The sequence below is a fragment of the Serratia sp. Res13-Sevr-LER1-36-b genome, from assembly GCF_015673035.1.
GTDB classification, from domain to species: Bacteria; Pseudomonadota; Gammaproteobacteria; order Enterobacterales; family Enterobacteriaceae; genus Chania; species Chania fonticola_C.
In genome coordinates this window covers 440,543-462,967 of record NZ_JADACK010000005.1, presented here as the reverse complement: position 1 = coordinate 462,967, position 22,425 = coordinate 440,543, and the positions used below count along the sequence as shown (strand labels likewise).

The window sequence follows — 22,425 nt, the reverse complement described above, 5'->3', positions numbered from 1 at the left end:
CCCTGCTAACATGACACCCTTCACCCTCGTAGAAGCGCCGCGTGCTGTGCTCGCTTAGCTATAATTGATCGGTGGTCAGCGCACCTATTGCTCAACCTATCGCGACCCGTTGATGCAAAGTTGTGCTGGAGCATATTGCGGTGAGTTGTTATAACTACAGTGCATAAGAAAAAATCCACATCCCTGCCTTACGGTAGCGATTGGGCTCACGAACCCTAAGGGATGGCGCATCACCATCGCGTGCGCCGGTAACATTTCCCTTCCGTCACGACAGAGAGGATTTTTAATGACCGATAAACCGACCGCGGCAACCGAAGCCGTAGCAGAAAACGCCACACTACTGAAAATCTTGGGTAGACTGCTGTCCGCACTGGATTCTTCCATCAGCGGCAAAGATCGCAGCGTATTGGTAACCGAGCTTTCCAGCCTCAACCTGGACGGGATCTCCGAGGCCGAAAGGAAACTGGCAGCCGAATTAATCAAGCGTGCCCTGCAATCACTCGATCACTAACCTCCCGCCTGTAAACCATTAAGCCTCCTGCTGGGGGGTTAATGGTTTTTCCTCGATAACCTGTTTCCTGCCGTCCTCAATGAGCTGATAAATAGGCACAAAAGCAGCAATACCCACATTTCACCTCTCATTTCATCAAATTTTGCGGCAAGTAGCCATAATGACACCGTTTTTTGGCAATCAGCCTTGGCGTTGCACAGGAAAAACAGGCTATTATGACCCGGTGTCTTTGCTTTGGCGCCCCCCCTTTCAGCTCAACTCGCAGGAGAACATTATTTTGGATGCCAGCACGATCAATAGCTTGTTCATCATCGGTGCCGTGTTGGTGGGAGCAAGTATTCTGCTCAGTTCTTTCTCTTCACGCCTGGGGATCCCCATTCTGGTGATCTTCCTGGCGATAGGCATGCTGGCCGGTGTTGACGGCCCTGGTGGCATCGCCTTCGATAACTATCCCGCCGCCTATCTGGTCAGTAACCTGGCTCTGGCAGTGATCCTGCTCGACGGCGGTATGCGTACCCGCGTCAGCTCCTTTCGTGTCGCGCTGTGGCCCGCATTGTCACTGGCCACCATCGGCGTACTGATCACCGCTGGTTTGACGGGCCTGGCCGCCGCCTGGCTGTTTAACCTCGATTTGATCCAGGGGCTGCTGATCGGCGCCATTATTGGCTCGACCGATGCGGCCGCGGTGTTTTCACTGTTGGGTGGCAAAGGGCTGAACGAGCGTGTCAGCGCGACGCTGGAAATTGAGTCCGGCAGCAACGACCCGATGGCAGTGTTTTTAACCATCACCCTGATTGCCATGATTTCCGCTGGCGAAACCTCGCTAAGCTGGATGTTCATCGTCCATCTCTTGCAGCAGTTCGGCATGGGCATCGTGATTGGCCTGGGCGGAGGCTGGTTGCTGATAACGCTGATCAACCACATCAAGCTGGCGGAAGGGTTATATCCGCTGCTGGCGGTGAGCGGCGGCATCTTGATCTTTGCCCTGACTACCGCTCTGGATGGCAGCGGCATTCTGGCGGTCTATCTGTGCGGCCTGCTGCTGGGTAACCGTCCAATCCGTAACTACCACGGCATTGTGCAAACCTTCGACGGCCTGGCCTGGCTGAGCCAGATCGGCATGTTCCTGGTGCTCGGGCTGTTGCTTAACCCGCACGACCTGTTGCCTATCGCCATCCCTGCCCTGCTGCTCTCGCTGTGGATGATCCTGTTTGCCCGCCCGATTTCGGTGTTTATCGGCCTGCTGCCGTTTCGCAACTTCAACCTGCGCGAGCGCATGTTTATCTCCTGGGTGGGATTACGCGGCGCGGTGCCGGTGATCCTGGCGGTGTTCCCGATGATGGCCGGGCTACCCAATGCCAATCTGTTCTTTAACGTCGCGTTCTTTGTGGTGTTGGTTTCACTGCTGTTGCAGGGCACTTCGCTGTCCTTTGCCGCCAAAAAGGCCAAGGTGGTGGTGCCACCGGCATTAGCCCCGATCTCCCGCGTGGGGCTGGATGTTCATCAGGAAAACCAATGGGAGCAGTTTGTCTATCAGCTAAGTGCAGAAAACTGGTGCGTTGGCGCGGCGCTGCGCGAACTCAAGATGCCGCCGGGAACGCACATTGCCGCGCTGTTCCGTGGCAAAGAACTGTTACACCCTAGCGGCAGCACCCGCTTGCTGGAAGGCGATACCCTGTGCGTTATTGGCCATGAACACGATCTGCCTGCGTTGGGTAAACTGTTCAGCCAGGCGCCTACGGTTACGCTGGATGAACGGTTCTTCGGTGATTTCATTCTGCAATCCGATGCGCGCCTGAGTGATATCTCACAGGTTTACGGCCTGAATCTGCAAGACGGCGTGGACGATCAGCAAACGCTCGGCCAGTTCGTCACCCGGTTAATCGGGGGGGAAGCCGTGGTGGGGGATCAGGTGGAATGGGATGGTTTGACCTGGACTATCGCGGAAATGGATGCTAATCAAATCAGCAAAATAGGCGTCAAGATCGTTACCGATTAACCCGTTAATCGCCATTAACCATGCCGTTGCGGGAACTAATCCGGCCCGGATAACTCTTAATGACAGTCATTAATGCCCACCCCAGCGTTGAGGTGGGCCGTTTGCGGTACATCTACCGTCGGATAAGATCTTGAGCAATAAAGCGAAGTTCTTTTCAGCCTTGACCGTCATCGCTTTAAGCGTTGCCTTACTGGATTTGGGTATCGCCGATTTGGTCCATCGAATACTACTTGGATGATGTCACCTGATGCAAAAACAACAAGAGAAAGATTTACTGGGAAAAGTGCTGCTGACCGTTTCTGCCCTGTGCCTCGTCACCGTGGCCGGGCTGTTGATCTGGGGTTTTTTGCTGGATTGAGGCAATGTCTGGCGGGCGGGCATAAAAAAACCGCCGCAGCGGTTTTTTTGGCAATTCAATCAGATTTTGCAGCCTTCGCAGTCTTCTTCATCCTCAAGAATTTCAGGAACTTCCCTGGCTTTCTGCGCCGCATTTTTTTCCGCTTTGGCTAATTCATCGTCAATGTCAAAATCAAAAATATCATCACTCATCGCTATTTCCTAAGAATAGTCTCATAACCAACAACTATTATAACCAACCTCGACACCGGTGCAACCTATTCAGCTCAGCGCGGCCTGCGGGGTTGACGGGGTAGCTAACCTTTTGGCATAGGCCAGATCGTAAACGTCATAGAAATCAATCTCGCCCTTGTTGGCGATGATTTCCTGCATACGGGTTTTCAACACCTTGCTCACCGTAGGTTCGTTCAACAGTGCCTGGATGGCCTGCGGCGACAGTGCGCGCGTAAAGTACCATTCCCCATTGTAACAAACACGCAGATCCAGCACGCCGATGTCCTCAAAGCGGTAAACCGGTTTGATTTCAATCAGCAGCATGGCAAACATAAACAGCACAAAGGCAGTAAAACCCAGGAACGAATACAGCCCCATATAGGGCACCGGGTACATCACCGCGATCACGGCAAAATAGCCAGCGAACATGGCAAAACACAGCCAACGGTGGGTACGCGCAAACTCGCTGTTAAAACGTGGCTTACCGTCACGCCCTTCCCGCCGGTTAATCTGTTCTATTTCTGCAACCAGGATGTTCTTAATCGTATCCATCGCCATACCTTAATGCCTCAGTGCATCGTGACTATCACCAATCTCAGCCCAAGCTATCACAATGACAGTTTATTGAGGTAGATCAATTCCTGCATTATTCACCGCAAACTGTTATAGGATCAGCGTGACTGTGATGCCCTTCCCTGCCCCTGCGCGACCATAAACATACGCTGTGCAACATCATCCGCCTGCTTGATTTTACGTTTCTGCAGTTCGTCACAGCGATGCGCAGCGCGTACATAGGCGATTTCATGTGCCTGATCGATCATCGAAATCACCTTGTCGCACGCTGTTTTATCCATATTACCTAATAGGGTGGTGATGATTGCTTGGTAGGCATTGGAGGCCGCAGTGAGTGCCTGTTCACGGGCTTCCAATGCCTCTATACGCTGCAAAAGCACTTGAAGCAGTTCGGTATCAGACATATCCACCTCCACTCACCAGGCAACGCTGCCTGTAATAAGTGTAGCAAGGGTTACGCTATCATGATGGGTTTCAATATGTTGCTACTGGGATAGAATAGCGGGACATCCTCTGGAACCTTCAATACCTATAACAAGGAGCTTCACATGCTATCGAAACATTACCGCTCGATCCCGTTGTTAGCCACGTTATTGCTTTGCGCCTGCACCGCCTCACAAAACAGCGTTGAAAGACACGCCCGCCATGCCACCTTCCAGTTGGCGGAGGCACATTTCGATCCCAACACGCAGACCAATATCTCGAAGTCAGCTAAAGCCGCTATCCCGTTCTTCGATCAGTTCTATCAGGCAGGCAAAAAAGATCGCCAAAATGGCCTGACCCGCGAACAGGCACAGCAAAGGGTAAATGAGTTCCGCGATCCTGCTTTTTTACCTGAGTCAGAACGCAAGTCTACAATGTTCAATCGGACCTATACTGCTGACTCGCCAAAAAAACAGCGTGAGATCATGATCGAAAACGCGGTAGAAACCTACTGGGATGGCTATGACGGCAAGCCTTAACCGGACGAAATGCTAGCAGCACCGCCCCCTGATTCTGCATTCGTGAGGGGGCCTTAAGCCTGTATCATTCCTGTACTGTTCGGGGACATTGTAGACAGGTGTTCGGAGACATACTGAACACGTTTTAACACCCTTTATTGATGAAAATTGGCCCATCCCTCAGATAATCCTGCCGTAAAAGCCACTGAAAAACATAACATTTTTTACTCGATTTGATTCAAATCCCAGATAACGCTAAGCTATATGACAAGAAAAACTAATCCTAAGGATGACATTTTTTGTTTAAAACCCTATTTATTGTGATGAGACTCTCAGAAAAAAACCACGAGGACAATCTGCAAAACAGAGGTGACATTAGCCTGACTGATATCTTGACCAATAAAAATGAGCGGGCCGACGAACTCGCCGACGATCAATTTTGCATGGGATGATTTATGAAGCTAAGAAAAAAAAAGCATAAACCACTACAGATTAATGACATCACGATTATTGATGACAGCAAGTTAAAGAAAGCCATTACCGCCGCCGCATTAGGCAACGCCATGGAATGGTTTGACTTCGGTGTTTACGGCTTTGTCGCCTACGCACTTGGCCAGGTGTTCTTCCCTGGTGCCACGCCTGGCGTGCAGATGATTGCCGCTCTGGCCACCTTCTCGGTTCCTTTCCTGGTACGTCCTTTGGGCGGTGTCTTCTTCGGTGCCATGGGCGATAAATTCGGCCGCCAGAAAGTGTTATCCATTACCATCATTATTATGGCGATCAGTACCTTCTGTATCGGCCTGATCCCGTCCCACGCCTCGATTGGCATCTGGGCCCCTATCCTGCTGTTGCTGGCCAAACTGGCACAGGGCTTCTCCGTCGGCGGGGAGTATTCTGGCGCAGCCATCTTTGTGGCCGAGTATTCGCCAGACCGTAAACGCGGATTTATGGGCAGCTGGCTCGACTTTGGCTCCATCGCCGGCTTCGTATTAGGGGCAGGTGTGGTGGTGCTCATCTCCAGCATAGTGGGTGAGGCCAACTTCCTCGACTGGGGCTGGCGTATTCCATTCTTCCTGGCAGCACCGCTGGGTGTGATTGGCCTGTATTTGCGCCACGCATTGGAAGAGACGCCAGCGTTCCAGCAGCATATGGACAAAATGGAACAGAACGACCGTGCGGCAATTGAGAACCCGCCGAAGACCTCGTTCAAAGAGATCGCCACCAAGCACTGGAGAAGCCTGCTGGTGTGCGTAGGTATCGTGATCTCGACCAATGTGACCTACTACATGTTGCTGACCTACATGCCAAGCTACCTGTCGCATAACCTGCACTATTCCGAAGACCACGGCGTGCTGATTATCATTGCCATCATGCTAGGTATGTTGTTCGTCCAGCCACTGGTCGGCATGACCAGCGACCGCATTGGCCGTAGACCCTTCATCATTGGCGGTAGCGTCGGTCTGCTGTTGCTGGCCATCCCTAGCTTTATCTTGATCAACAGTAACGTTATTGGCCTGATTTTTGTTGGCCTCTTGATACTGGCCGTGTTGCTCAACTCCTTTATCGGGGTGATGGCCTCCATTCTGCCTGCGATGTTCCCAACCCACATCCGTTACAGCGCGCTGGCGATTTCATTCAATATCTCGGTACTGATTGCGGGCGTCACGCCAACGCTGGCCGCATGGCTGGTCGAGAGCACCGGTAACCTGTATATGCCAGCCTATTATCTGATGGTGGTGGCAGCGATTGGTCTGGTGACCGGTCTGTATATGAAAGAAACGGCCAACAAGCCGCTGCGCGGTGCTGCTCCAGCCGCCTCTGACCGCTCAGAAGCCAAAGAACTGCTGCAGGAAACTTACGATAATATCGAGCAGAAAGTCGAAGATATCAGCCAGCAAATCGCCGATTTGGAGAAGAAAAAGCAAACGCTGATCGACCAGCATCCAAAACTGGATTAATTCTCCCCCGGTGAACAAACAGGCCAGAGCTCGTTAGCGTAACGACTCTGGCCTTTTTATTACTCTCAATGGGGGCAGCATGAAGCCGGTCAAGATTTTGCCAGCCGCCTCGCTCTGTTTGCTTCCCCCCTCGAACATGCTAACTTGCCATGACTTTTCAGGAAGGCCGCAGTTATCAGGTTCGGATACCTCATTGCTTTGCGCCCCTAACTTCAACAGTAATGATTAAGGGGGTGCCCTTGCCCGCCCGACTTTTCAATCCCGTCGCTATGTACCAAGGGTTACCAAACGACGTCTATTTTATTGCCTTAGCCAGATTTGTTCTTGGTCTTGGCAATTTCATCATACCTTTCATGGTACTGCTGCTAACGCAAAAACTAGGCTATTCAACAACCATGGCAGGCGGCCTGGCGATGGGAGTCACCGCATTCTATCTTTTGGGGAATCTGGTCGGCGGCAAGATGTCCGATAGTTTCGGCCATAAGAACATGATGATTTGGGGAGAGATCATCGGTTCGATAATCTTGGTCGTGAGTGGTTTCTTTACCGATTGGCACAGCCTGCTACCCGCGTTGCTTTTTGTCAGCTACTTCTTTTTTGGTGTAGCCCTCCCGGCAAGTAATGCCCTTGTCGCCGATCTATCTACCCCTGCCAATCGCAATGCGGTGATGTCGTTAAGCTATCTTGCCTACAATCTGGGCTCTGGGGTTGGCCCGGTTCTGGCTGGCTATCTTTTCTGGAACTACACGGCCTGGATTTTTTGGGGCAATGGTCTCGCTGGCCTAATAGGCGTAGTCATCGTTTTATTCTATGTCGATAATCCCGCCGACAATCGGGCAACAAACCATCGGGAACACTCCGAACTGGAAAAAGCCACTGAGGCTTCTGTATGGCAGGTGTTCAAGCAAAGGCCTCGGTTGCTGGTATTCGGCGTGTTATGTATGCTGCTGTGGTTTTCGTTAAACCAAATGACCATGACTACCCCGCTCTACCTTAGCCATATTTTTGGCCAACAAGGGCCTGTCTTGTTTGGCCAGTTAATGACTTTCGCCAGCATTTTGGTGGTGGTGATGACACCGTTGATTATCAGAATGACCATCAACATCTGCGACATTAAAAGTCTGGCCATTTCCGCGTTTGCGTTAGCATTGGGATATGGCATTACCCTGCTATCCCCTCTGGTTGCCATGCAGTTTATTGCCTGGCTTTTCCTTACCATCGGCGAGATCTTGCTCGTCACCAAGGAGGGGATTTATTTAGCCAATAACTCTCCTCGCAGCCATCGTGGGCGCATCAGCGGGATAATCACCACCATTCGGAGCCTTGGCTTAATGCCCACGTATATCTTGATGGGGGCGTATATACAAAGCTATGGTTACACGGATGCATGGAAATTAATCATTGGTATCTCATTGCTTACGGGGCTGATGTTAGTAGCCCTTTCGGCCCAGCAGAGAAAGGTGGGCGAGAAATGATTAGAACAGGCCTAACTCACTGACGTAAGCTGGCCAAGGTAACTTGGCCATACTGATAACGCTACGGAGTCTTAATGCCACTTGCCGATGGCTTTACCGTCACAATAAAAATACCGGACATGATGACCAGCAGGCCAATACCCAGCGTGAGAGTCAATTGCTCCCCCAGAAAGATAACGGACATCAGTAAGCCTATTACCGGCACCCCAAGCATCGCCGTCGACATGCTGGTGCTCGACAACCACATGCTGGCGGCATTCACCGCAACAAAGCAGAACGCTGTCGCCAGCGGCCCCATAAACAGCAGTATTTCGATTAACGATGTAGAACCATCGCCGGTATACGGCCCTTCGAAAACCCGAGCCATCAACGCCAACGGTACACTGGCCAGCAGCATCTGCCAGGGAGCAAGCTCATACGCGCTGCATACCCCTTTATGATAACGCAGGTGCAAAATGCACATCGCCCAGGCAAAGGAGGCCGTAAGCAACATCAGGTTCGCCACGATGAGAACCTTATCGCCCCAGTTAAACGTGAACGGGTTGAACAACACAATGACCCCTACACCACCGAGCAATGAGCCCATCAATTGCCGACGTGAAAGCGACTGACGGAAAAACAACACTGCGATAGGCGTGACCCAGAGCGGCGTGGTGTAAGCCAGGATAGCGGATCGGCCAGCAGGCACTTCGGTCATGGCAAAGGCACCAAGCACGGTAAATGTCAGCATTTGCAGCAGCCCTACGCTCACCACCAACGGCCAATCCTTGCGTGGCGGGAATCGCAGCTTCTTGGTCAATATCTGCAGAGCAAACAGGCACAGCGCGCCACTGACAAATCGGGCAGTAGAAAGCCAAATCGGCGTCATATGAGAAAGCCCAGCCTTCATCACCGGCCAATTCGCCCCCCAAATCACAATGGCCCCAACCAACAGCAGGATACCCTTGATTTTCACGCTATCGGGCGCGTAGCTCGATACGTTTGGCGAGCCGGTTAAGTATTTACCCTCAGTATCCACAGCGGTTTCTCATCCATTCATTCAATCTGCTAATTTTATCTGGATAACCGGGGAAACTTTCTCTTATTATGTCTATCAAATCGGTTTTTATGAGTCATTTTAACCTCATAAATTATATTTCAAGGGTAAATTTTCTCACATGAAGAAGCTTGATCGCACAGACGTCGCCATTCTGAACTCGATGCAGACGAACTCGCGGATCACCAATGCGGAGCTTGCCCGCTCGGTCAATCTATCCCCAACCCCCTGCTTCAACCGTGTAAAAGCCATGGAAGAGTTGGGCATCATCAGGGGGCAAGTGACCTTGCTGGAACCGGCGGTGCTTGGGCTCCATGTGAACGTATTTATTCAGGTGAGTTTGGAAAAGCAGGTGGAAGGTGCGCTCAGCAATTTTGAACAGGCCATTGATCAGCGCCCAGAAGTGATGGAGTGTTACCTGATGACGGGCGATGCCGATTATCTGTTGCGGGTATTGGTACCCGATATTCGCGCGCTAGAGCGTTTTATTCTGGATCATCTGACCAAGATCCCGGGCGTAGCCAACATCCGCTCCAGCTTTGCCCTCAAACAGGTGCGCTATAAAACGGCGCTGCCGCTACCGGCAGAAGGCATCAGCATAGTCTCTACGCAATAGTCGTTTGATCACGAGTCACGTATGAGTTGGCAAACTCCTACCGACTCAAGGAGAAGGGGCGCTGCCGCGCCCAATCTTGAGTAAGCTGCGCGAAAGTTGGAACCTCCGCGCATAGAAGGATTATTTTTTCTTGGCAGTAGTCGGATTTGGTTTGGCTTTCTTTGGCTTGGCAACGACTTCTGCAGCAACGGTTGACTCTTTAACCGCTGGAGCCGATACCTTGGTTCTCACTTTTGTCTCTGCGGAGGGCTTGGCAGCATTGCTTTTTGCTTTGGCCGCAACCACTGCTGCAGGTTTACTCGGCGTTGTAACCGCCTTGGCCTCCGAGGCAGGAGGCTCTATAGCGTTGTCCTTAGCCTGAACAGTACCGGGCTCAGCAGCTAATGCCTTATACTTTTCCACCAGATTTTGGTAAGTATTTAACGCTTTGGCGCCATTAAAGGAGTTGTCAATTTTCCCAGCGCGGATCAACTCGATAACCACCTGCTGGGCCGCTAGCTCTGGATGTTTCGCCGGATTAATAATCTCAATTTCAAATTCCATCGTCATCTCCTGATTGAATAGCCGAGTCTTGTAGCATATCAGTTACCGCTGGCAACGAAATCGGGCTGAATCCATTCAATTTATAAATCGACGATAGAGAAGCCATAGCGCTCCGTGATTGAATTCGACCATCGACTGAGAAAATGCCTCGTTGCTGGTCGAATCGCGTTAAGGGCTATTGAGTGCTAGATTTAGATATGCCCCTCAGCCACTGAGATACCAAGTCCGTTTCCGTGGCAATAGATCGGCTTATTTTAGGAGGAACTACAATGTCAAAAAATGCAGCTGTTATGCTGACACTTACGCTATTTGGTATCGCCCCGGCCCACGCCATCAACGCAAAATTTGCCCAGCAGCTTGAGCGTTCCGGCTGCACCCAAGTGACCGAGGCACAAGGCTGTGACATTCACAAAACCAAGGCCGAGAATGCCAAGGCCGGTTTTGGAACCGCCCCCGCTGCTGACACCAGTGCCAGCCCATATACCGGTGAGTGGGTTGCCACATTCCCACAGACAGGTGCCACGGTAGCGACAATCAGTATCGATGCCAAGGATCATGTCTTGGTCAATGGTAAGCAGGTCAAAGCAAAGAAATCTGATGGCGCGCTGGTGTTCAGAAGTGGCACCATCACTTATACCATTCAAGGGGATCGCCGCCTCAAGGGGGAAGATGTTTGGGTGGATAATGATGCAGGCAGCAAAGGAGTAATTAACGCCAAATAGAAGGTAATAATTGCGCTATTTTTAGCTGACAAGCGGATTTCAGGCACAAAAAAACCGCCTCTCGGCGGTACGACATTACTACATATTGCTTTGATTATTCTTAGTTTATTTTCCTGGTACCCGGGGCGGGACTTGAACCCGCACAGCCATAAGCCGAGGGATTTTAAATCCCTTGTGTCTACCGATTTCACCACCCGGGCTCGGGAAAATTGGAGGCGCGTTCCGGAGTCGAACCGGACTAGACGGATTTGCAATCCGCTACATAACCGCTTTGTTAACGCGCCTTAATTCTGTTTGCCTTTGCAGGCTAAAGCTCGTAATCACCAGCTTTACTAAATTTGGAGCGGGAAACGAGACTCGAACTCGCGACCCCGACCTTGGCAAGGTCGTGCTCTACCAACTGAGCTATTCCCGCATTAATCAGAACTTGCTGATTTTTTTAACTCTTTTGGCAACTCACCGCTGCCGTCTGATGCGATGCATTCTACTTATCTGGCGTGGTGAGTCAATAAAATTGTTGTCTCACCAGGTTCGTTTGCCGATTTTTACATCGCTTCGATCAAGGTTCCAGCAAATCGCGGCGTGCCGCGTTCAAATATTGGAACATCGACCAGAAGGTCAGCACGGCGGCGATGTACAGCAAGCCGAACGACAGATACTCCACCGTAGGCTCTGGTCGCCACAACAGGCCAACCAATGACATCATCTGCGCCATGGTTTTCACCTTGCCAATCCACGAAACCGCCACGCTGCTGCGCTTGCCGATTTCCGCCATCCATTCGCGCAACGACGAGATTATGATCTCGCGGGCGATCATGGTTGCCGCAGGCAGAGTGATCCACCAGGTGTGATAATGCTCCGCTACCAGCACCAGGGCCACCGCCACCATCACCTTATCGGCAACCGGGTCGAGGAACGCACCAAAGCGGGTTGTCTGCTTCCAGCGACGGGCTAAAAAGCCGTCAAACCAATCGGTTACAGCAGCAAACACGAAAATGACCGCACAGAGCATCGGAGCCCAGACGAACGGCAGGTAAAACGCCAGTACGAAGAATGGGATCAAAACTACGCGGAACAGGGTAAGCCAAGTCGGTATATTCAATTGCATAATGCTGGTAACTATCTGGCTGGAGTGGAAATTAAGAGTATGTTGCTACATTGCCCTCAGTGTTTCAATGCATTGTAGATCTTTTCTGCCAATGCTTGTGAAATACCCGGCACTTTTGCAATTTCCTCAACGCTGGCGTTCAATAATGGTTGAAGTCCACCCATATACTTCAACAGCACCTGACGCCGTTTTGGCCCAACGCCGTCGATCAGTTCCAAAGCGCTGGTATTTTTGACTTTCGCCCGTTTCTGGCGATGGCCGGTGATCGCATGGTTGTGTGAGTCATCACGAATATGCTGGATCACGTGCAGTGCCGGCGAGTCCGAAGGTAGCGAAATCCCCTCCCCCTCAGGGACGAAGAACAACGTCTCCAGCCCGGCTTTACGATCGCTGCCTTTGGCAATACCGATCAGCAACGGTTTGTGCTTGTCCCAGGTCACGTTCAGCGAATTGAACACGTCAATCGCCATACCCAGCTGCCCTTTCCCACCATCAATAAAGATGACGTCCGGGATCTTGCTCTCTTCCAGAGCTTTACCATAGCGCCGTTTCAGCACTTGCGCCATCGCGGCATAGTCATCACCCGGCGTGATACCGGTAATATTGTAGCGCCGATACTCCGAGCGCAATGGGCCGTTACTGTCGAACACCACGCAAGAAGCAACGGTCTGCTCCCCCATCGTGTGGCTGATATCGAAACACTCCATCCGGTTTATTTCGGTCAGGTTCAGCGTTTTCGCCAGTTCCGCCAGCCGCTGATGGATAGTCGATTGCTGAGAAAGCTTGGTGACTAGCGCCGTCGAAGCGTTGGTACGCGCCAGCTTCAAGTAACGGGCACGGTCGCCACGTGGCTTGCTCTGGATCTGGATCTTGCGCCCAGCCAGTTCGCTTAGCGAGCTAGCCAGCAGATCTTTTTCCGGTAACGTAAAGTCCAGCAGGATCTCGGCTGGCAAAGTGCGCGCCTGGCTGCCTTGTAAATAGAACTGGCCCACAAAGGTTTGCACCACTTCACTCAGTTCTGTACCACCCGGTACTTTCGGGAAGTAGCTGCGGCTGCCTAACACCTTGCCCTGGCGAATAAATAGCACATGTACGCAGGCCATACCCGCATCGAAAGCCACGCCGATCACATCCAGATCGTCGCTGTCTCCCGAGACAAACTGCTTTTCTGTCACTCGCCGTACCGCCTGGATCTGATCGCGGATGCGCGCAGCTTCTTCAAAATTGAGCAGTTTGCTGGCGTTTTCCATCCGTGCTATCAACTGGTGCAATACCTGCTGATCCTTACCGGACAAAAACAGGCGCACATAGTCTACTTGCTGGCGGTAATCTTCCTCACTCACCAAACCGGCAACGCATGGCCCCAGACAACGGCCAATCTGATACTGCAGGCAAGGACGGGAGCGATTGCGGTAGACGCTGTTATCGCATTGACGCACGGGGAACAGTTTTTGCAGCAGCGCCAGCGTTTCACGCACGGCGTAAGAATTGGGGAACGGGCCAAAGTATTCGCCTTTGGCATGCTTGGCACCACGGTGTACCGTCAGCCTTGGGTGGCTATCGGCACTCAAAAAAATCAGCGGATAGGATTTATCGTCGCGCAACAGAACATTATATCGGGGTTGATACAGCTTGATATAATTATGTTCCAGCAGTAACGCCTCGGTTTCCGTATGAGTAACGGTAACGTCAATTTGCGCGATATTTTTGACCAGCGTTTCCGTCTTGCGGCTACTGACCTGAGTGCGGAAATAGCTCGCGAGACGTTTTTTCAGGTCCTTGGCTTTACCCACATAGATCACCGTCCCCGTCAGATCATACATGCGATAAACGCCAGGCTGACTGGTTACGGTTTTAAGAAATGCCGGTGCATCAAAACGATCATTCACTGCTTAACAATGTCTCCGCGTTGAACAGCCCGTGTCTGATCGCCAGATGGGTCAATTCAACATCCCCGCTGATATTCAGCTTGGTGAACATACGATAACGATAACTATTCACTGTTTTAGGGCTGAGATTCAGCTGTTCTGAAATCTCATTCACTTTCTTCCCTTTAGTGATCATCAACATAATTTGTAATTCACGCTCAGACAAGGTACTGAACGGGTTTTCCGCCTGCGGCTCCAACTGGCTTAATGCCATTTGCTGGGCGATGTCCGAAGCGATGTAGCGCTGGCCGGCATGTACCGAACGGATCGCGTTAACCACCTCTTGGGGTGCTGCGCCTTTGCTCAGATAGCCAGCCGCACCCGCCTGCATCACCTTGGCAGGCAACGGGTTTTCAGTATGAATAGTCAACATGATGACCTTGATATCGGGCGTGTAACGTACAATCTTACGGGTGGCTTCCAGCCCCCCAATACCCGGCATATTCATATCCATCAAAACGATATCGACAGAGTTGCCGCGGCACCATTTTACGGCATCTTCACCGCATTGTGCTTCGCCAACAACTTTAATGCCTTTGATATCTTCAAGAATGCGTCGTATCCCTGCGCGCACCAGTTCGTGGTCATCAACAAGAAGAACGCTAATCAAGGAAAATTCTCCAAAATAAGGGAGTAACGCAATCAATCAGCCTCTGTCATCTAAACAGATATTACTTGGTTTTCAGCAAAGAATGAATACAGATTAATACTTACTCTCGGTTAACTATGGCCAGGTTTGTCGACCCCTGAGCCACCTTTGTTACGATTAAACCACTGGTTAGCGGATAAAAAATCATCAAGCCTATTAGGCTCAATACATTACCACCATGATACGCCATTTTACGCCTTCTGGCGGGAAAATTAATCGCTGTTTTCACAAAACCAGATAATAACTACCCCACCAATTATCACTCGTAACTATATGAATTACAAAAAAATAACAAAATTACGCCATTTTTAATCACGTACAAACCGCTATAGGGAAACCCTTATTCAGAATACATAACCGTTGTAGACAGCGAAAAAGGTGACATTTCAATAGAAAATAACCGGCCTAAATGTCAATAGCTTGCAGATGAAATAGTTATTCATCACGTCGAATTAAGCCAGTATTACTTTATAAAATCCACGTTATCCGAAAGCACACAGCCCGCCGCTAACTATAAATGAGTATGCAAAGGAATTACACCACTAGCGCAAAAAAATGCCCTGCCACCCTGCCCTCACGGGCATCGTGCCCTCGCCACGCGGCCTCAGCGATACGAACCGCCGTTGCTGTGGTATACTCAGCGCCCTAAATGAGGCACGGGGTCTGCCTGGGTAAGTCGGCAGCGGGTTGTTGTGCATCAAACCACATTTCACATTTCACTTCAGGCTTATGCCTTAAAATTCAGGAGATAAAATGAGCAACGTTGACTTCACTACGTCTGCAAACCCGCAAGCGCTGGCCACCGAAGTTGCCTGCCTCAAAGCGACTTTGACGTTGATATTAAAGGCAATTGGCCAGGCTGATGCCGGTAAAGTGATCATCAATCTGGAACGTTTTGCCGCTCAGGTGGATGACCCGGATCAGGCTGAAATCTTCAAGAATAGTATTCAGCAGATCAAGCACGCCTACCGCCAATAATCCGTGCGCTGTCAGGCCCCCGTTTGGGGTCTGATAACGGTTTGGCATGTAATTAGAGCCTCCTCCTTAGCGGTTGAATGATAAGTTTCGTAACAGAATATTTTCTATCATTAACCAAACCAACATTCATTCTAGCGCATTAATCATTAGTTGAAAAAACAACAATAGGATTAGTCCCATTTAATCATTAATAATGTTGTGGGATTTTTATTACCCCGTTATTGTTCGTGACGCGAATAAATAGCCCTATAGATTAGGAATTAACTGACCTTTCGCGCAGTATCTGCACAGGCTTGCTGGCAAGCACCGTTTTCTTTGGGGTCATTGGCCCGCAGGGCGCGGGCCGGGTTTGATGAAGACTAACTACTGATTATCGGACTACCATCACCGAGATCTTGGCGTGGCGGACAATGGCGGCCGCATTTGAGCCGAGCAGGTAGGTTTTGACACTAGGACGGCGAGAACCAATCACGATCAGATCGGCTGAGATTTCCTCGGCAAGTTGTAACACCTCGTCACGTGGCGAACCGAAGCTGATGGTATAGGAAAGACGCTCCAACGGCAGATCGATCCCCGCCATGAGCTTCTTCAACCCCTCCACCGCCTTCACTTCAGCCTGATTTTCAAACTCTTTGATACCAAACGAATAGGCGGTCACAAAGGCCGAAGCATCCGGCAAGGCATGGAAGAAATGCACCTTGGCTCCAGACATCTTGGCCAGATACTCCACATGTTCGAGCGCATGTTCAGTCAATACGTCTTCTGCAAGATCTACCGGTACTAAAATGGTCTTGTACATATTCAATCCCCTCTCTGTATTACCGTGATGAACACAGCTTACCGCTGGCCAATGGGAGCTTGTACCTATTTATGATGCTTTTGTGATCAACAGGTGTAGCTGGTGGCTTCTCGACCTTTTGGCCACCTTTACTCAACCGATGATTTATACTTTTGTGATTTGAACCGCAAAACCAACCAAATGTACGCTGCTCGCCCGGCGATCCTCTGCCAAGCCGCGCCAGCTGCAGCAATAAACTGATTAGAACTCAACTGCTCCCCGCGCAACACCCACTATTAACGCCCCTCAAGCACCGGTAGGCATCAGGATTAGTGTAATCGTCTCTTAGCATTAGTTTTTTTCATGCGATTTTTATAAGCCCCTGTTTAATCAATGAGATAACCACTAGCGGCACTGTTCATTTGCCGTGGTAAAGAGTAATCTTCCGCTCCCTAGACGTCCGATTTGCCTCCCCTGAGTAAAGAATAATCGGCTTTTATCCCACCTCATTATGTTGTAAATATGTTGCACAAAGGTGGTGATATTGAGTTACCTTAACTTTTGTCGGAAAAACCGGCTAATACAGATAAAAAAGAGCCACTTCAGAGCTCGCCATTCCACTCATGACAGGTAAAAACAGGACAGCATACGATGGTAGATCATTCTAAAATAGCAGTGGACGCCACGCCCGGATCAGAAGATCACCTAAGGCGAAACCTCTCAAACCGACATATCCAACTGATCGCTATCGGCGGTGCCATTGGTACAGGTTTGTTTATGGGTTCCGGTAAGACCATCAGCCTGGCCGGGCCTTCCATCATCTTCGTGTACATGATCATCGGCTTTATGCTGTTCTTCGTGATGCGCGCGATGGGCGAGCTGCTGCTCTCCAATCTGCAGTACAAATCTTTCAGCGACTTTGCCGCCGATCTGCTCGGCCCCTGGGCAGGGTTCTTCACCGGTTGGACTTACTGGTTCTGTTGGGTGGTCACCGGCATTGCCGACGTGGTGGCCATTACCGCCTACGCGCAGTTCTGGTTCCCCGATCTCTCCCAATGGATCGCCTCTTTACTGTGCGTGTTGCTGCTGCTCAGCCTGAACCTGGCAACGGTGAAAATGTTCGGTGAGATGGAGTTCTGGTTTGCGATGATCAAAATCGTCGCGATAGTGGGCCTGATCATCGCTGGTTTGGTCATGGTGGCGATGCACTTCGAATCCCCAACCGGCAGCGTGGCCTCCTTCTCCCACTTATGGAATGACGGCGGCATGTTCCCGAAAGGCATTAGCGGCTTCTTTGCTGGCTTCCAGATTGCGGTGTTTGCCTTTGTGGGTATCGAACTGGTGGGAACCACCGCGGCCGAAACCAAAGATCCGGAAAAAGTGCTGCCACGTGCCATCAACTCCATTCCGATCCGCATCATCATGTTCTACGTCTTCGCGCTGATCGTGATCATGTCGGTAACGCCTTGGAACTCGGTGGTGGCCGATAAGAGCCCGTTCGTGGAGTTGTTCGTACTGATTGGTCTGCCAGCCGCAGCCAGCGTGATCAACTTCGTGGTGTTGACCTCTGCCGCCTCTTCCGCCAACAGCGGCGTGTTCTCTACCAGCCGTATGCTGTTCGGCCTGGCACAGGAAGGCGATGCGCCTAAATCCTTTGCCAACCTGTCCAAACGTGCGGTACCGGCGAACGGCCTGACCTTCTCTTGTATCTGTCTGCTGGGCGGCGTGGTGCTGATCTATCTGATCCCGAACGTCATGACCGTATTCACGCTGGTCACCACCGTGTCGGCCATTCTGTTCATGTTCGTCTGGACCATCATTCTGTGCTCGTATCTGGTCTACCGTAAGCAACGCCCGGCACTGCACCAGAAATCGATCTACAAGATGCCTGCCGGTAAGTTGATGTGCTGGGTATGTATGGCGTTCTTCGCTTTCGTGCTGGTGCTGCTGACGCTGCGCGAGGACACACGCCAGGCGCTGGTCGTCACGCCGCTGTGGTTTATCATTCTGGGGATCGGTTATCAGTTTGTGCGCCGTAAAAAGGCTGCCTGACCTTAGTTATTGCAACGCCGCGTTCTCACGCGGCGTTTTTACAGGTGCAGCATGAAGCGCCCGCCCCTATGTCAACTCTACTGGCTTTGGTTTACGCCGAATACGCAACTCACTGACAATCACCCCCAGCACAATCAACCCTGCGCCAATCAACGCCAACCCAGGCAAACGCTCACCGGCGATACGGCCGACTATCCCAGCCCATACCGGTTCACCGGCATAAATAACCGTGGCACGGGTAGGTGAAACGCTGCGTTGTGCCCAGTTCATCGTCAGTTGGATCACCGCACTGGCGATCCCCAGCCCTACCGCGCTGTAAAGCAGATAGTTGGAAAACGCCGGAACCGACTCCCCGGTGGGAGCCATCATCAAGAATGATAACAACGACGCAGTAGCCAACTGCACAATGGTCACCCGCCGCACGTTAACCTTGCCCGCAAAAGCACCGATTAAAATCACCTCAATGGCGATCGCCAGCGCACTGACCAACGTCAGGAATTCACCGCCACTGAATGCCAGACTGGAACTGCTTGGCCCACTCAACAGCATCAACCCGACGAAGGCCAGCAGAATGCCAATCCAGGACATGATCCCCGGCATACGGCCAAGAACCAGCCACTGCAATAGCGGGACAATCGGCACGTACATGGCGGTGATAAACGCCGACTGGCTGCTGGTGATGGTTTGCAGCCCCATGGTTTGCAGGCCATAGCCGAACATGATCGAGGTGCCGATAAACACTCCGGCCTTGATTTCGTACCAGGTCATCCCCCGCAGCGAACGTAGAGAGAACAGCACTAGCGCCAACGTCGCGGTGCCAAAACGTAGCCCGACAAAAAAGAATGGCCCACTGACCAGCATGGCCTGATGCACGGCCAAAAAAGTGCCGCCCCAGAGCATGGTGATAAAGACCAGCACGGCTTCTTGGGGTTTGATCTTCAGAAACAGCGTGGGAGTAGAGTTTTGCTTGACCGTTGACACTGACTTGCCCTTCCTGCTGGGTGCAATAAAATACACAATTTCTGCCAGTATGGGGAAAAGGCTAGCAATGGGCAATATCGTGCCGGATTGGCAACAGCAATCACCGCCCTGTGCCGAGGGCTGACAGCCAATCCTCCTGGACCTTTTTACTCTTCCTGGGCCGGAACTTCCGGCAGCGTTTCCAACGGCGGCTGTATCCCCTCAGAGATGTAATCTACGGCAGCCAGGGTGCGCTCGTTGCCCATAGCGTCTTCAACCACCACATGTTTGATAGCACCATCAGAAAGTATCACTCGCTTAATGCCGCGTTCGGGTTCCATATCTCCTCCCTGTGTGAATGTCTGCCCCTCAAGTTTAGCCTGTGCGGCGCTTGTCGGGTTGCGGTCTAAGCGTTTATCTGAATACCCTTCGCATTTTTTATCATATCCCCCCGGTTATCAGAGCTCCGTGCGGCAATACACTTTGTATGGTCAGCGAAAAATCATCACTGGTAGTTATACATAGAAGGTAAAACATCAATCATCCCTATCTTGTTTGCGGAACCCGAGCAGGGTTAAAATGCCGACCAGCCTACCGCTCACCCGTTGAACGTCCGGTCGATTCAAGCTGTGTCCGCCTGTCCGCCAACCAAAGCCAGGCGTTCTATTTTTTGCGTACTGCAAAGGGAAATAAGTCAGTGTCTAAAGATTTTGATGAACTAATAAGAGACATGGATCTTATTATTGAAAATGTAGACAGTTTCAAGGCTATGGCCCCACGCATGCCGCCGCCGGCGGTAGAGGCGCCGCCAACAGCCCACTCCTACGATTCATTCTGCGAAAACATTGCGCTGAAAGTGGTATTGAAGGTTCTGCTGTCATCGGTAGACAAGATCGTCAAGGTGCAAATCGCCAACCGGGTTGAGCAAGAGATCACTCAGATCGAGCAACAGGTCGTCTTGGCTGGCGGTGGCCCGGTTGCGCCCGAAGACCTGGCGCAGATGACCCACTACGTGCGCCGTACCGTTCACGATTTACTCAATTGAGTTCCGCCAGAAAAGCGGTTGTGCGTTGGGGATGGGTTGTGTCAGCCCGGATAGCATGGCTTGGCGAGTATCGGCATTCAGGGAATGGTTGAATAATCATCGGGTATACCCGAATCAAGCGCACTCCAGGCGTTTCGGCTGCAAGCCGGGCGTTTGGGGCTTCGTCACCTTGACGGCTTTCGCCGGATCGCCTGCCACAAACTCCAGGGTGGGCGAATAGTAAAAAGGCAACCATGCCTCGAAATTCTCTTCCCACTCCCATTTGACTGGGCATGGCCACAGAATATCTTCGTGCAGAATGTAATAGATCCACCTCCCATGAGGGCGGCGTGGCTTAAGTGTTTTCATAATGCCATCAATACTTTCTCACCTGTTGCAAGCTGGCCGCGAAATGGGCCGCTCGGCCATAATACCTCAGTGGAGCCACTTGAAGCGAGGAGCACCACGAAACGCGGTGCTTAACAGGTAATTATACGATAACGGCACGGATTTTGCGGCAAAGTAGCGGAGTTTAATCCGCTACTTTGCGCAATGCATTACTGCGAAGTGATGGTAAATCTTACTACATATTCAGTGAGGCATAGTGCTGTTGGCAAGTTAGCTTGCTCTTGTCACTACCCTCTGCCCTTAAGGGCGTATCCCTGGTGAAGCACAATATTTTCTATTCGGTATACTCTTGAGAAAGGTCAATTATTCCCGTCTCTTGCCAACAACATACCCATTTTTTGCCACCAGGAAAACAGGTGAAAAACACCCTTGTAATCATTACCAATAAATGTTAACAAAAGCTAATCAATACAGACACTTTAATGAACATTTGAATTATTAGCATGAAAAGGAAAGATTAGCCATGAAGATTAACGTAACGGACACTCCAAATCCGCAGGACGAAGAGTTTGTGATTGATAGCCTCTGGGCGCACAATCATCAGTATGATGCGGTAGATATTCATCCGTTATTCCTGACAGTCACCGACGATAGCGGGCAGATCGTAGCCGGGCTGGTTGCCAGAACCTGGTGGGGTGGATTAGAAGTCCAGTACCTGTGGGTAGGTGACGAATATCGCAAAAAAGGCTACGGCCGTGACCTGATGCTGCGGGCAGAACAGGAAGCCGTCAAGCGCGGTTGCCATATGGCCTATGTCGATACCTTCAGTTTTCAGGCGCAGGCGTTTTACGAAAAACTGGGGTACCAACCGTATGGCAACTTAGCGGGCTATGCGCACCGCCATACTCGCATCTATTTAGCGAAAAACATCTGATAGCGCTGAAGTATGAGGGGTTCAAATGGATTCATTTTGGCAGAGCAATAAATTATATTTAAAAGGTCTCATCACCATGATGGAACATTTAAATGAGCCTTGGGGCATTAAAGATTTATCTTCACGCCATATTTATATGAATAAGGCGGCCTATCTTTATACCAATACACCTCTCAATTTCGATATTGCGGGCAAGCTTGATGCCGAATTCCCTGCCGATTGGGCAGAGTTCGCCCCCGACCTGCAAGAACACGATAGAAAAACCGAAGGAACGCGGGATCGCGTAGCCGTCATCGAGACGCACTTCTGGTACGGCAGCGACAGCCTGGTCCCCTTTATCAGCGAAAAATTGCCTATTTATAATGACAAGGAAGAGCTGGTTGGCACCATGTGGAACGCCCGTCCGCTGGACAGTTTTTCACCGCTAAAATATATCAACCAGCAAAAACCCAGCATATTAACCACCGAAGTCAGCATCCAGATTTTTACCCAGTCGGAGCTGGATATCATATTTTTGATGCTGCAACGCTACACCAACAAAGAGATTGCCAGGTTATATGACGTCAGCAATAAAACCATAGAAAATAGAATCTACAACATCTACCAAAAAGCCGATGTGCATACGCTCCAGCAGTTTGAAGAGTATTGCAAACAGGTGAATTTAGACAGCTACATTCCAGGACGCCTGATTGAAAAAGGTATCCAATTTATTTAAACGTTAA

At 51.0% G+C, this 22,425-nt stretch carries 24 protein-coding genes and 3 tRNA genes; 12 read left to right on the top strand and 15 right to left on the bottom strand.

Annotated features, from left to right (window positions below):
* Nucleotides 1-286: 286 nt before the first annotated feature.
* Together IMQ33_RS03175 and IMQ33_RS03170 are read left to right on the top strand one after the other, a co-directional pair.
* Entirely contained in the window at nt 287-511 is a 225-nt protein-coding gene (locus tag IMQ33_RS03175) for a hypothetical protein (RefSeq protein WP_021178338.1), read from the top strand.
* Between the two features lie 277 nt (nt 512-788).
* The gene (locus IMQ33_RS03170; protein ID WP_098932009.1) at nt 789-2,510 is read left to right on the top strand and encodes a potassium/proton antiporter; all 1,722 of its coding nucleotides are present in this window, start codon (nt 789-791) and stop codon (nt 2,508-2,510) included.
* Nucleotides 2,511-2,927: 417 nt separating this feature from the next.
* Here IMQ33_RS03170 and IMQ33_RS26270 read toward each other — a convergent pair whose 3' ends face one another.
* The 3 genes from IMQ33_RS26270 to IMQ33_RS03160 form a co-directional block, all read right to left on the bottom strand.
* Entirely contained in the window at nt 2,928-3,059 is a 132-nt protein-coding gene (locus IMQ33_RS26270; RefSeq protein ID WP_021178340.1) for a hypothetical protein, read from the bottom strand.
* 69 nt (nt 3,060-3,128) lie between these two features.
* A complete protein-coding gene (locus IMQ33_RS03165; RefSeq protein WP_161713014.1) occupies nt 3,129-3,632 on the bottom strand; it encodes a YlaC family protein in 504 nt (167 codons plus the stop codon).
* A 119-nt stretch (nt 3,633-3,751) separates the two neighbouring features.
* Entirely contained in the window at nt 3,752-4,057 is a 306-nt protein-coding gene (locus IMQ33_RS03160; protein ID WP_065685119.1) for a hypothetical protein, read from the bottom strand.
* Between the two features lie 144 nt (nt 4,058-4,201).
* On the opposite strand from IMQ33_RS03160, the gene IMQ33_RS03155 reads away from it, so the two are divergent.
* The 3 genes from IMQ33_RS03155 (at nt 4,202) to IMQ33_RS03145 (ending at nt 8,027) form a co-directional block, all read left to right on the top strand.
* Complete coding sequence (locus IMQ33_RS03155) at nt 4,202-4,615, top strand: Exc2 family lipoprotein (RefSeq protein WP_098931581.1); 414 nt, start codon at nt 4,202-4,204, stop codon at nt 4,613-4,615.
* A gap of 434 nt (nt 4,616-5,049) precedes the next feature.
* Nucleotides 5,050-6,552 (top strand): glycine betaine/L-proline transporter ProP, encoded by a 1,503-nt coding sequence (gene proP, locus IMQ33_RS03150; protein WP_024528512.1) that lies wholly within the window; start codon nt 5,050-5,052, stop codon nt 6,550-6,552.
* A gap of 149 nt (nt 6,553-6,701) precedes the next feature.
* Nucleotides 6,702-8,027: an MFS transporter gene (locus IMQ33_RS03145; RefSeq protein WP_230326679.1), complete on the top strand. Its 1,326-nt coding sequence runs from the start codon at nt 6,702-6,704 to the stop codon at nt 8,025-8,027.
* Nucleotides 8,028-8,088: 61 nt separating this feature from the next.
* On the opposite strand, the gene IMQ33_RS03140 is transcribed toward IMQ33_RS03145, so the two are convergent.
* Nucleotides 8,089-9,045, bottom strand: coding sequence for a DMT family transporter (locus IMQ33_RS03140; protein WP_370571925.1), 957 nt, complete (start codon nt 9,043-9,045; stop codon nt 8,089-8,091).
* Between the two features lie 139 nt (nt 9,046-9,184).
* Between IMQ33_RS03140 and IMQ33_RS03135 the strand changes: the two genes are divergently transcribed.
* Nucleotides 9,185-9,679: an Lrp/AsnC family transcriptional regulator gene (locus tag IMQ33_RS03135; protein ID WP_098931584.1), complete on the top strand. Its 495-nt coding sequence runs from the start codon at nt 9,185-9,187 to the stop codon at nt 9,677-9,679.
* Nucleotides 9,680-9,799: 120 nt separating this feature from the next.
* On the opposite strand, the gene IMQ33_RS03130 is transcribed toward IMQ33_RS03135, so the two are convergent.
* Nucleotides 9,800-10,222 (bottom strand): hypothetical protein, encoded by a 423-nt coding sequence (locus IMQ33_RS03130; protein ID WP_173409451.1) that lies wholly within the window; start codon nt 10,220-10,222, stop codon nt 9,800-9,802.
* Between the two features lie 269 nt (nt 10,223-10,491).
* Here IMQ33_RS03130 and IMQ33_RS03125 point away from each other — a divergent pair, with 269 nt between their 5' ends.
* Nucleotides 10,492-10,944: a hypothetical protein gene (locus IMQ33_RS03125; protein WP_065685123.1), complete on the top strand. Its 453-nt coding sequence runs from the start codon at nt 10,492-10,494 to the stop codon at nt 10,942-10,944.
* Between the two features lie 114 nt (nt 10,945-11,058).
* On the opposite strand, the gene IMQ33_RS03120 is transcribed toward IMQ33_RS03125, so the two are convergent.
* The 6 genes from IMQ33_RS03120 to uvrY form a co-directional block, all read right to left on the bottom strand.
* Nucleotides 11,059-11,144 (bottom strand) — tRNA-Leu (locus IMQ33_RS03120).
* Between the two features lie 10 nt (nt 11,145-11,154).
* Nucleotides 11,155-11,228, bottom strand: a tRNA-Cys gene (locus IMQ33_RS03115).
* A gap of 55 nt (nt 11,229-11,283) precedes the next feature.
* Nucleotides 11,284-11,359, bottom strand: a tRNA-Gly gene (locus tag IMQ33_RS03110).
* Between the two features lie 144 nt (nt 11,360-11,503).
* A complete protein-coding gene (pgsA, locus tag IMQ33_RS03105) occupies nt 11,504-12,052 on the bottom strand; it encodes a CDP-diacylglycerol--glycerol-3-phosphate 3-phosphatidyltransferase (RefSeq protein WP_021804755.1) in 549 nt (182 codons plus the stop codon).
* A 56-nt stretch (nt 12,053-12,108) separates the two neighbouring features.
* Entirely contained in the window at nt 12,109-13,941 is a 1,833-nt protein-coding gene (gene uvrC / locus IMQ33_RS03100) for an excinuclease ABC subunit UvrC (RefSeq protein ID WP_021178350.1), read from the bottom strand.
* The gene (uvrY, locus tag IMQ33_RS03095) at nt 13,934-14,590 is read right to left on the bottom strand and encodes a UvrY/SirA/GacA family response regulator transcription factor (protein WP_065685124.1); all 657 of its coding nucleotides are present in this window, start codon (nt 14,588-14,590) and stop codon (nt 13,934-13,936) included. Before uvrY ends, uvrC begins: the two co-directional genes overlap by 8 nt.
* Nucleotides 14,591-15,382: 792 nt before the next feature.
* Between uvrY and IMQ33_RS03090 the strand changes: the two genes are divergently transcribed.
* A complete protein-coding gene (locus IMQ33_RS03090; RefSeq protein ID WP_021178352.1) occupies nt 15,383-15,607 on the top strand; it encodes a DUF2594 family protein in 225 nt (74 codons plus the stop codon).
* A 370-nt stretch (nt 15,608-15,977) separates the two neighbouring features.
* Here the strand turns inward: IMQ33_RS03090 and IMQ33_RS03085 are convergent, their stop codons facing one another.
* Nucleotides 15,978-16,406, bottom strand: coding sequence for a universal stress protein (locus IMQ33_RS03085; protein ID WP_021178353.1), 429 nt, complete (start codon nt 16,404-16,406; stop codon nt 15,978-15,980).
* 630 nt (nt 16,407-17,036) lie between these two features.
* On the opposite strand from IMQ33_RS03085, the gene cycA reads away from it, so the two are divergent.
* Nucleotides 17,037-18,437 carry a D-serine/D-alanine/glycine transporter gene (gene cycA / locus IMQ33_RS03080; protein WP_024486730.1) on the top strand — a complete coding sequence of 467 codons (1,401 nt, stop codon included), beginning with the start codon at nt 17,037-17,039 and terminating at the stop codon, nt 18,435-18,437.
* Between the two features lie 66 nt (nt 18,438-18,503).
* Here the strand turns inward: cycA and IMQ33_RS03075 are convergent, their stop codons facing one another.
* Nucleotides 18,504-19,337, bottom strand: coding sequence for a DMT family transporter (locus IMQ33_RS03075; protein WP_230326683.1), 834 nt, complete (start codon nt 19,335-19,337; stop codon nt 18,504-18,506).
* A 227-nt stretch (nt 19,338-19,564) separates the two neighbouring features.
* Nucleotides 19,565-19,738 carry a hypothetical protein gene (locus IMQ33_RS03070; RefSeq protein WP_021804758.1) on the bottom strand — a complete coding sequence of 58 codons (174 nt, stop codon included), beginning with the start codon at nt 19,736-19,738 and terminating at the stop codon, nt 19,565-19,567.
* Between the two features lie 389 nt (nt 19,739-20,127).
* Between IMQ33_RS03070 and IMQ33_RS03065 the strand changes: the two genes are divergently transcribed.
* Complete coding sequence (locus IMQ33_RS03065; RefSeq protein WP_024528493.1) at nt 20,128-20,442, top strand: hypothetical protein; 315 nt, start codon at nt 20,128-20,130, stop codon at nt 20,440-20,442.
* Between the two features lie 114 nt (nt 20,443-20,556).
* Here IMQ33_RS03065 and IMQ33_RS03060 read toward each other — a convergent pair whose 3' ends face one another.
* Nucleotides 20,557-20,790: a hypothetical protein gene (locus tag IMQ33_RS03060; RefSeq protein ID WP_065685126.1), complete on the bottom strand. Its 234-nt coding sequence runs from the start codon at nt 20,788-20,790 to the stop codon at nt 20,557-20,559.
* Nucleotides 20,791-21,292: 502 nt separating this feature from the next.
* Here IMQ33_RS03060 and IMQ33_RS03055 point away from each other — a divergent pair.
* Both IMQ33_RS03055 and IMQ33_RS03050 read left to right on the top strand, forming a co-directional pair.
* Complete coding sequence (locus IMQ33_RS03055; protein WP_065685127.1) at nt 21,293-21,703, top strand: GNAT family N-acetyltransferase; 411 nt, start codon at nt 21,293-21,295, stop codon at nt 21,701-21,703.
* Between the two features lie 25 nt (nt 21,704-21,728).
* A complete protein-coding gene (locus IMQ33_RS03050) occupies nt 21,729-22,418 on the top strand; it encodes a PAS and helix-turn-helix domain-containing protein (protein WP_196061760.1) in 690 nt (229 codons plus the stop codon).
* Nucleotides 22,419-22,425: the final 7 nt, after the last annotated feature.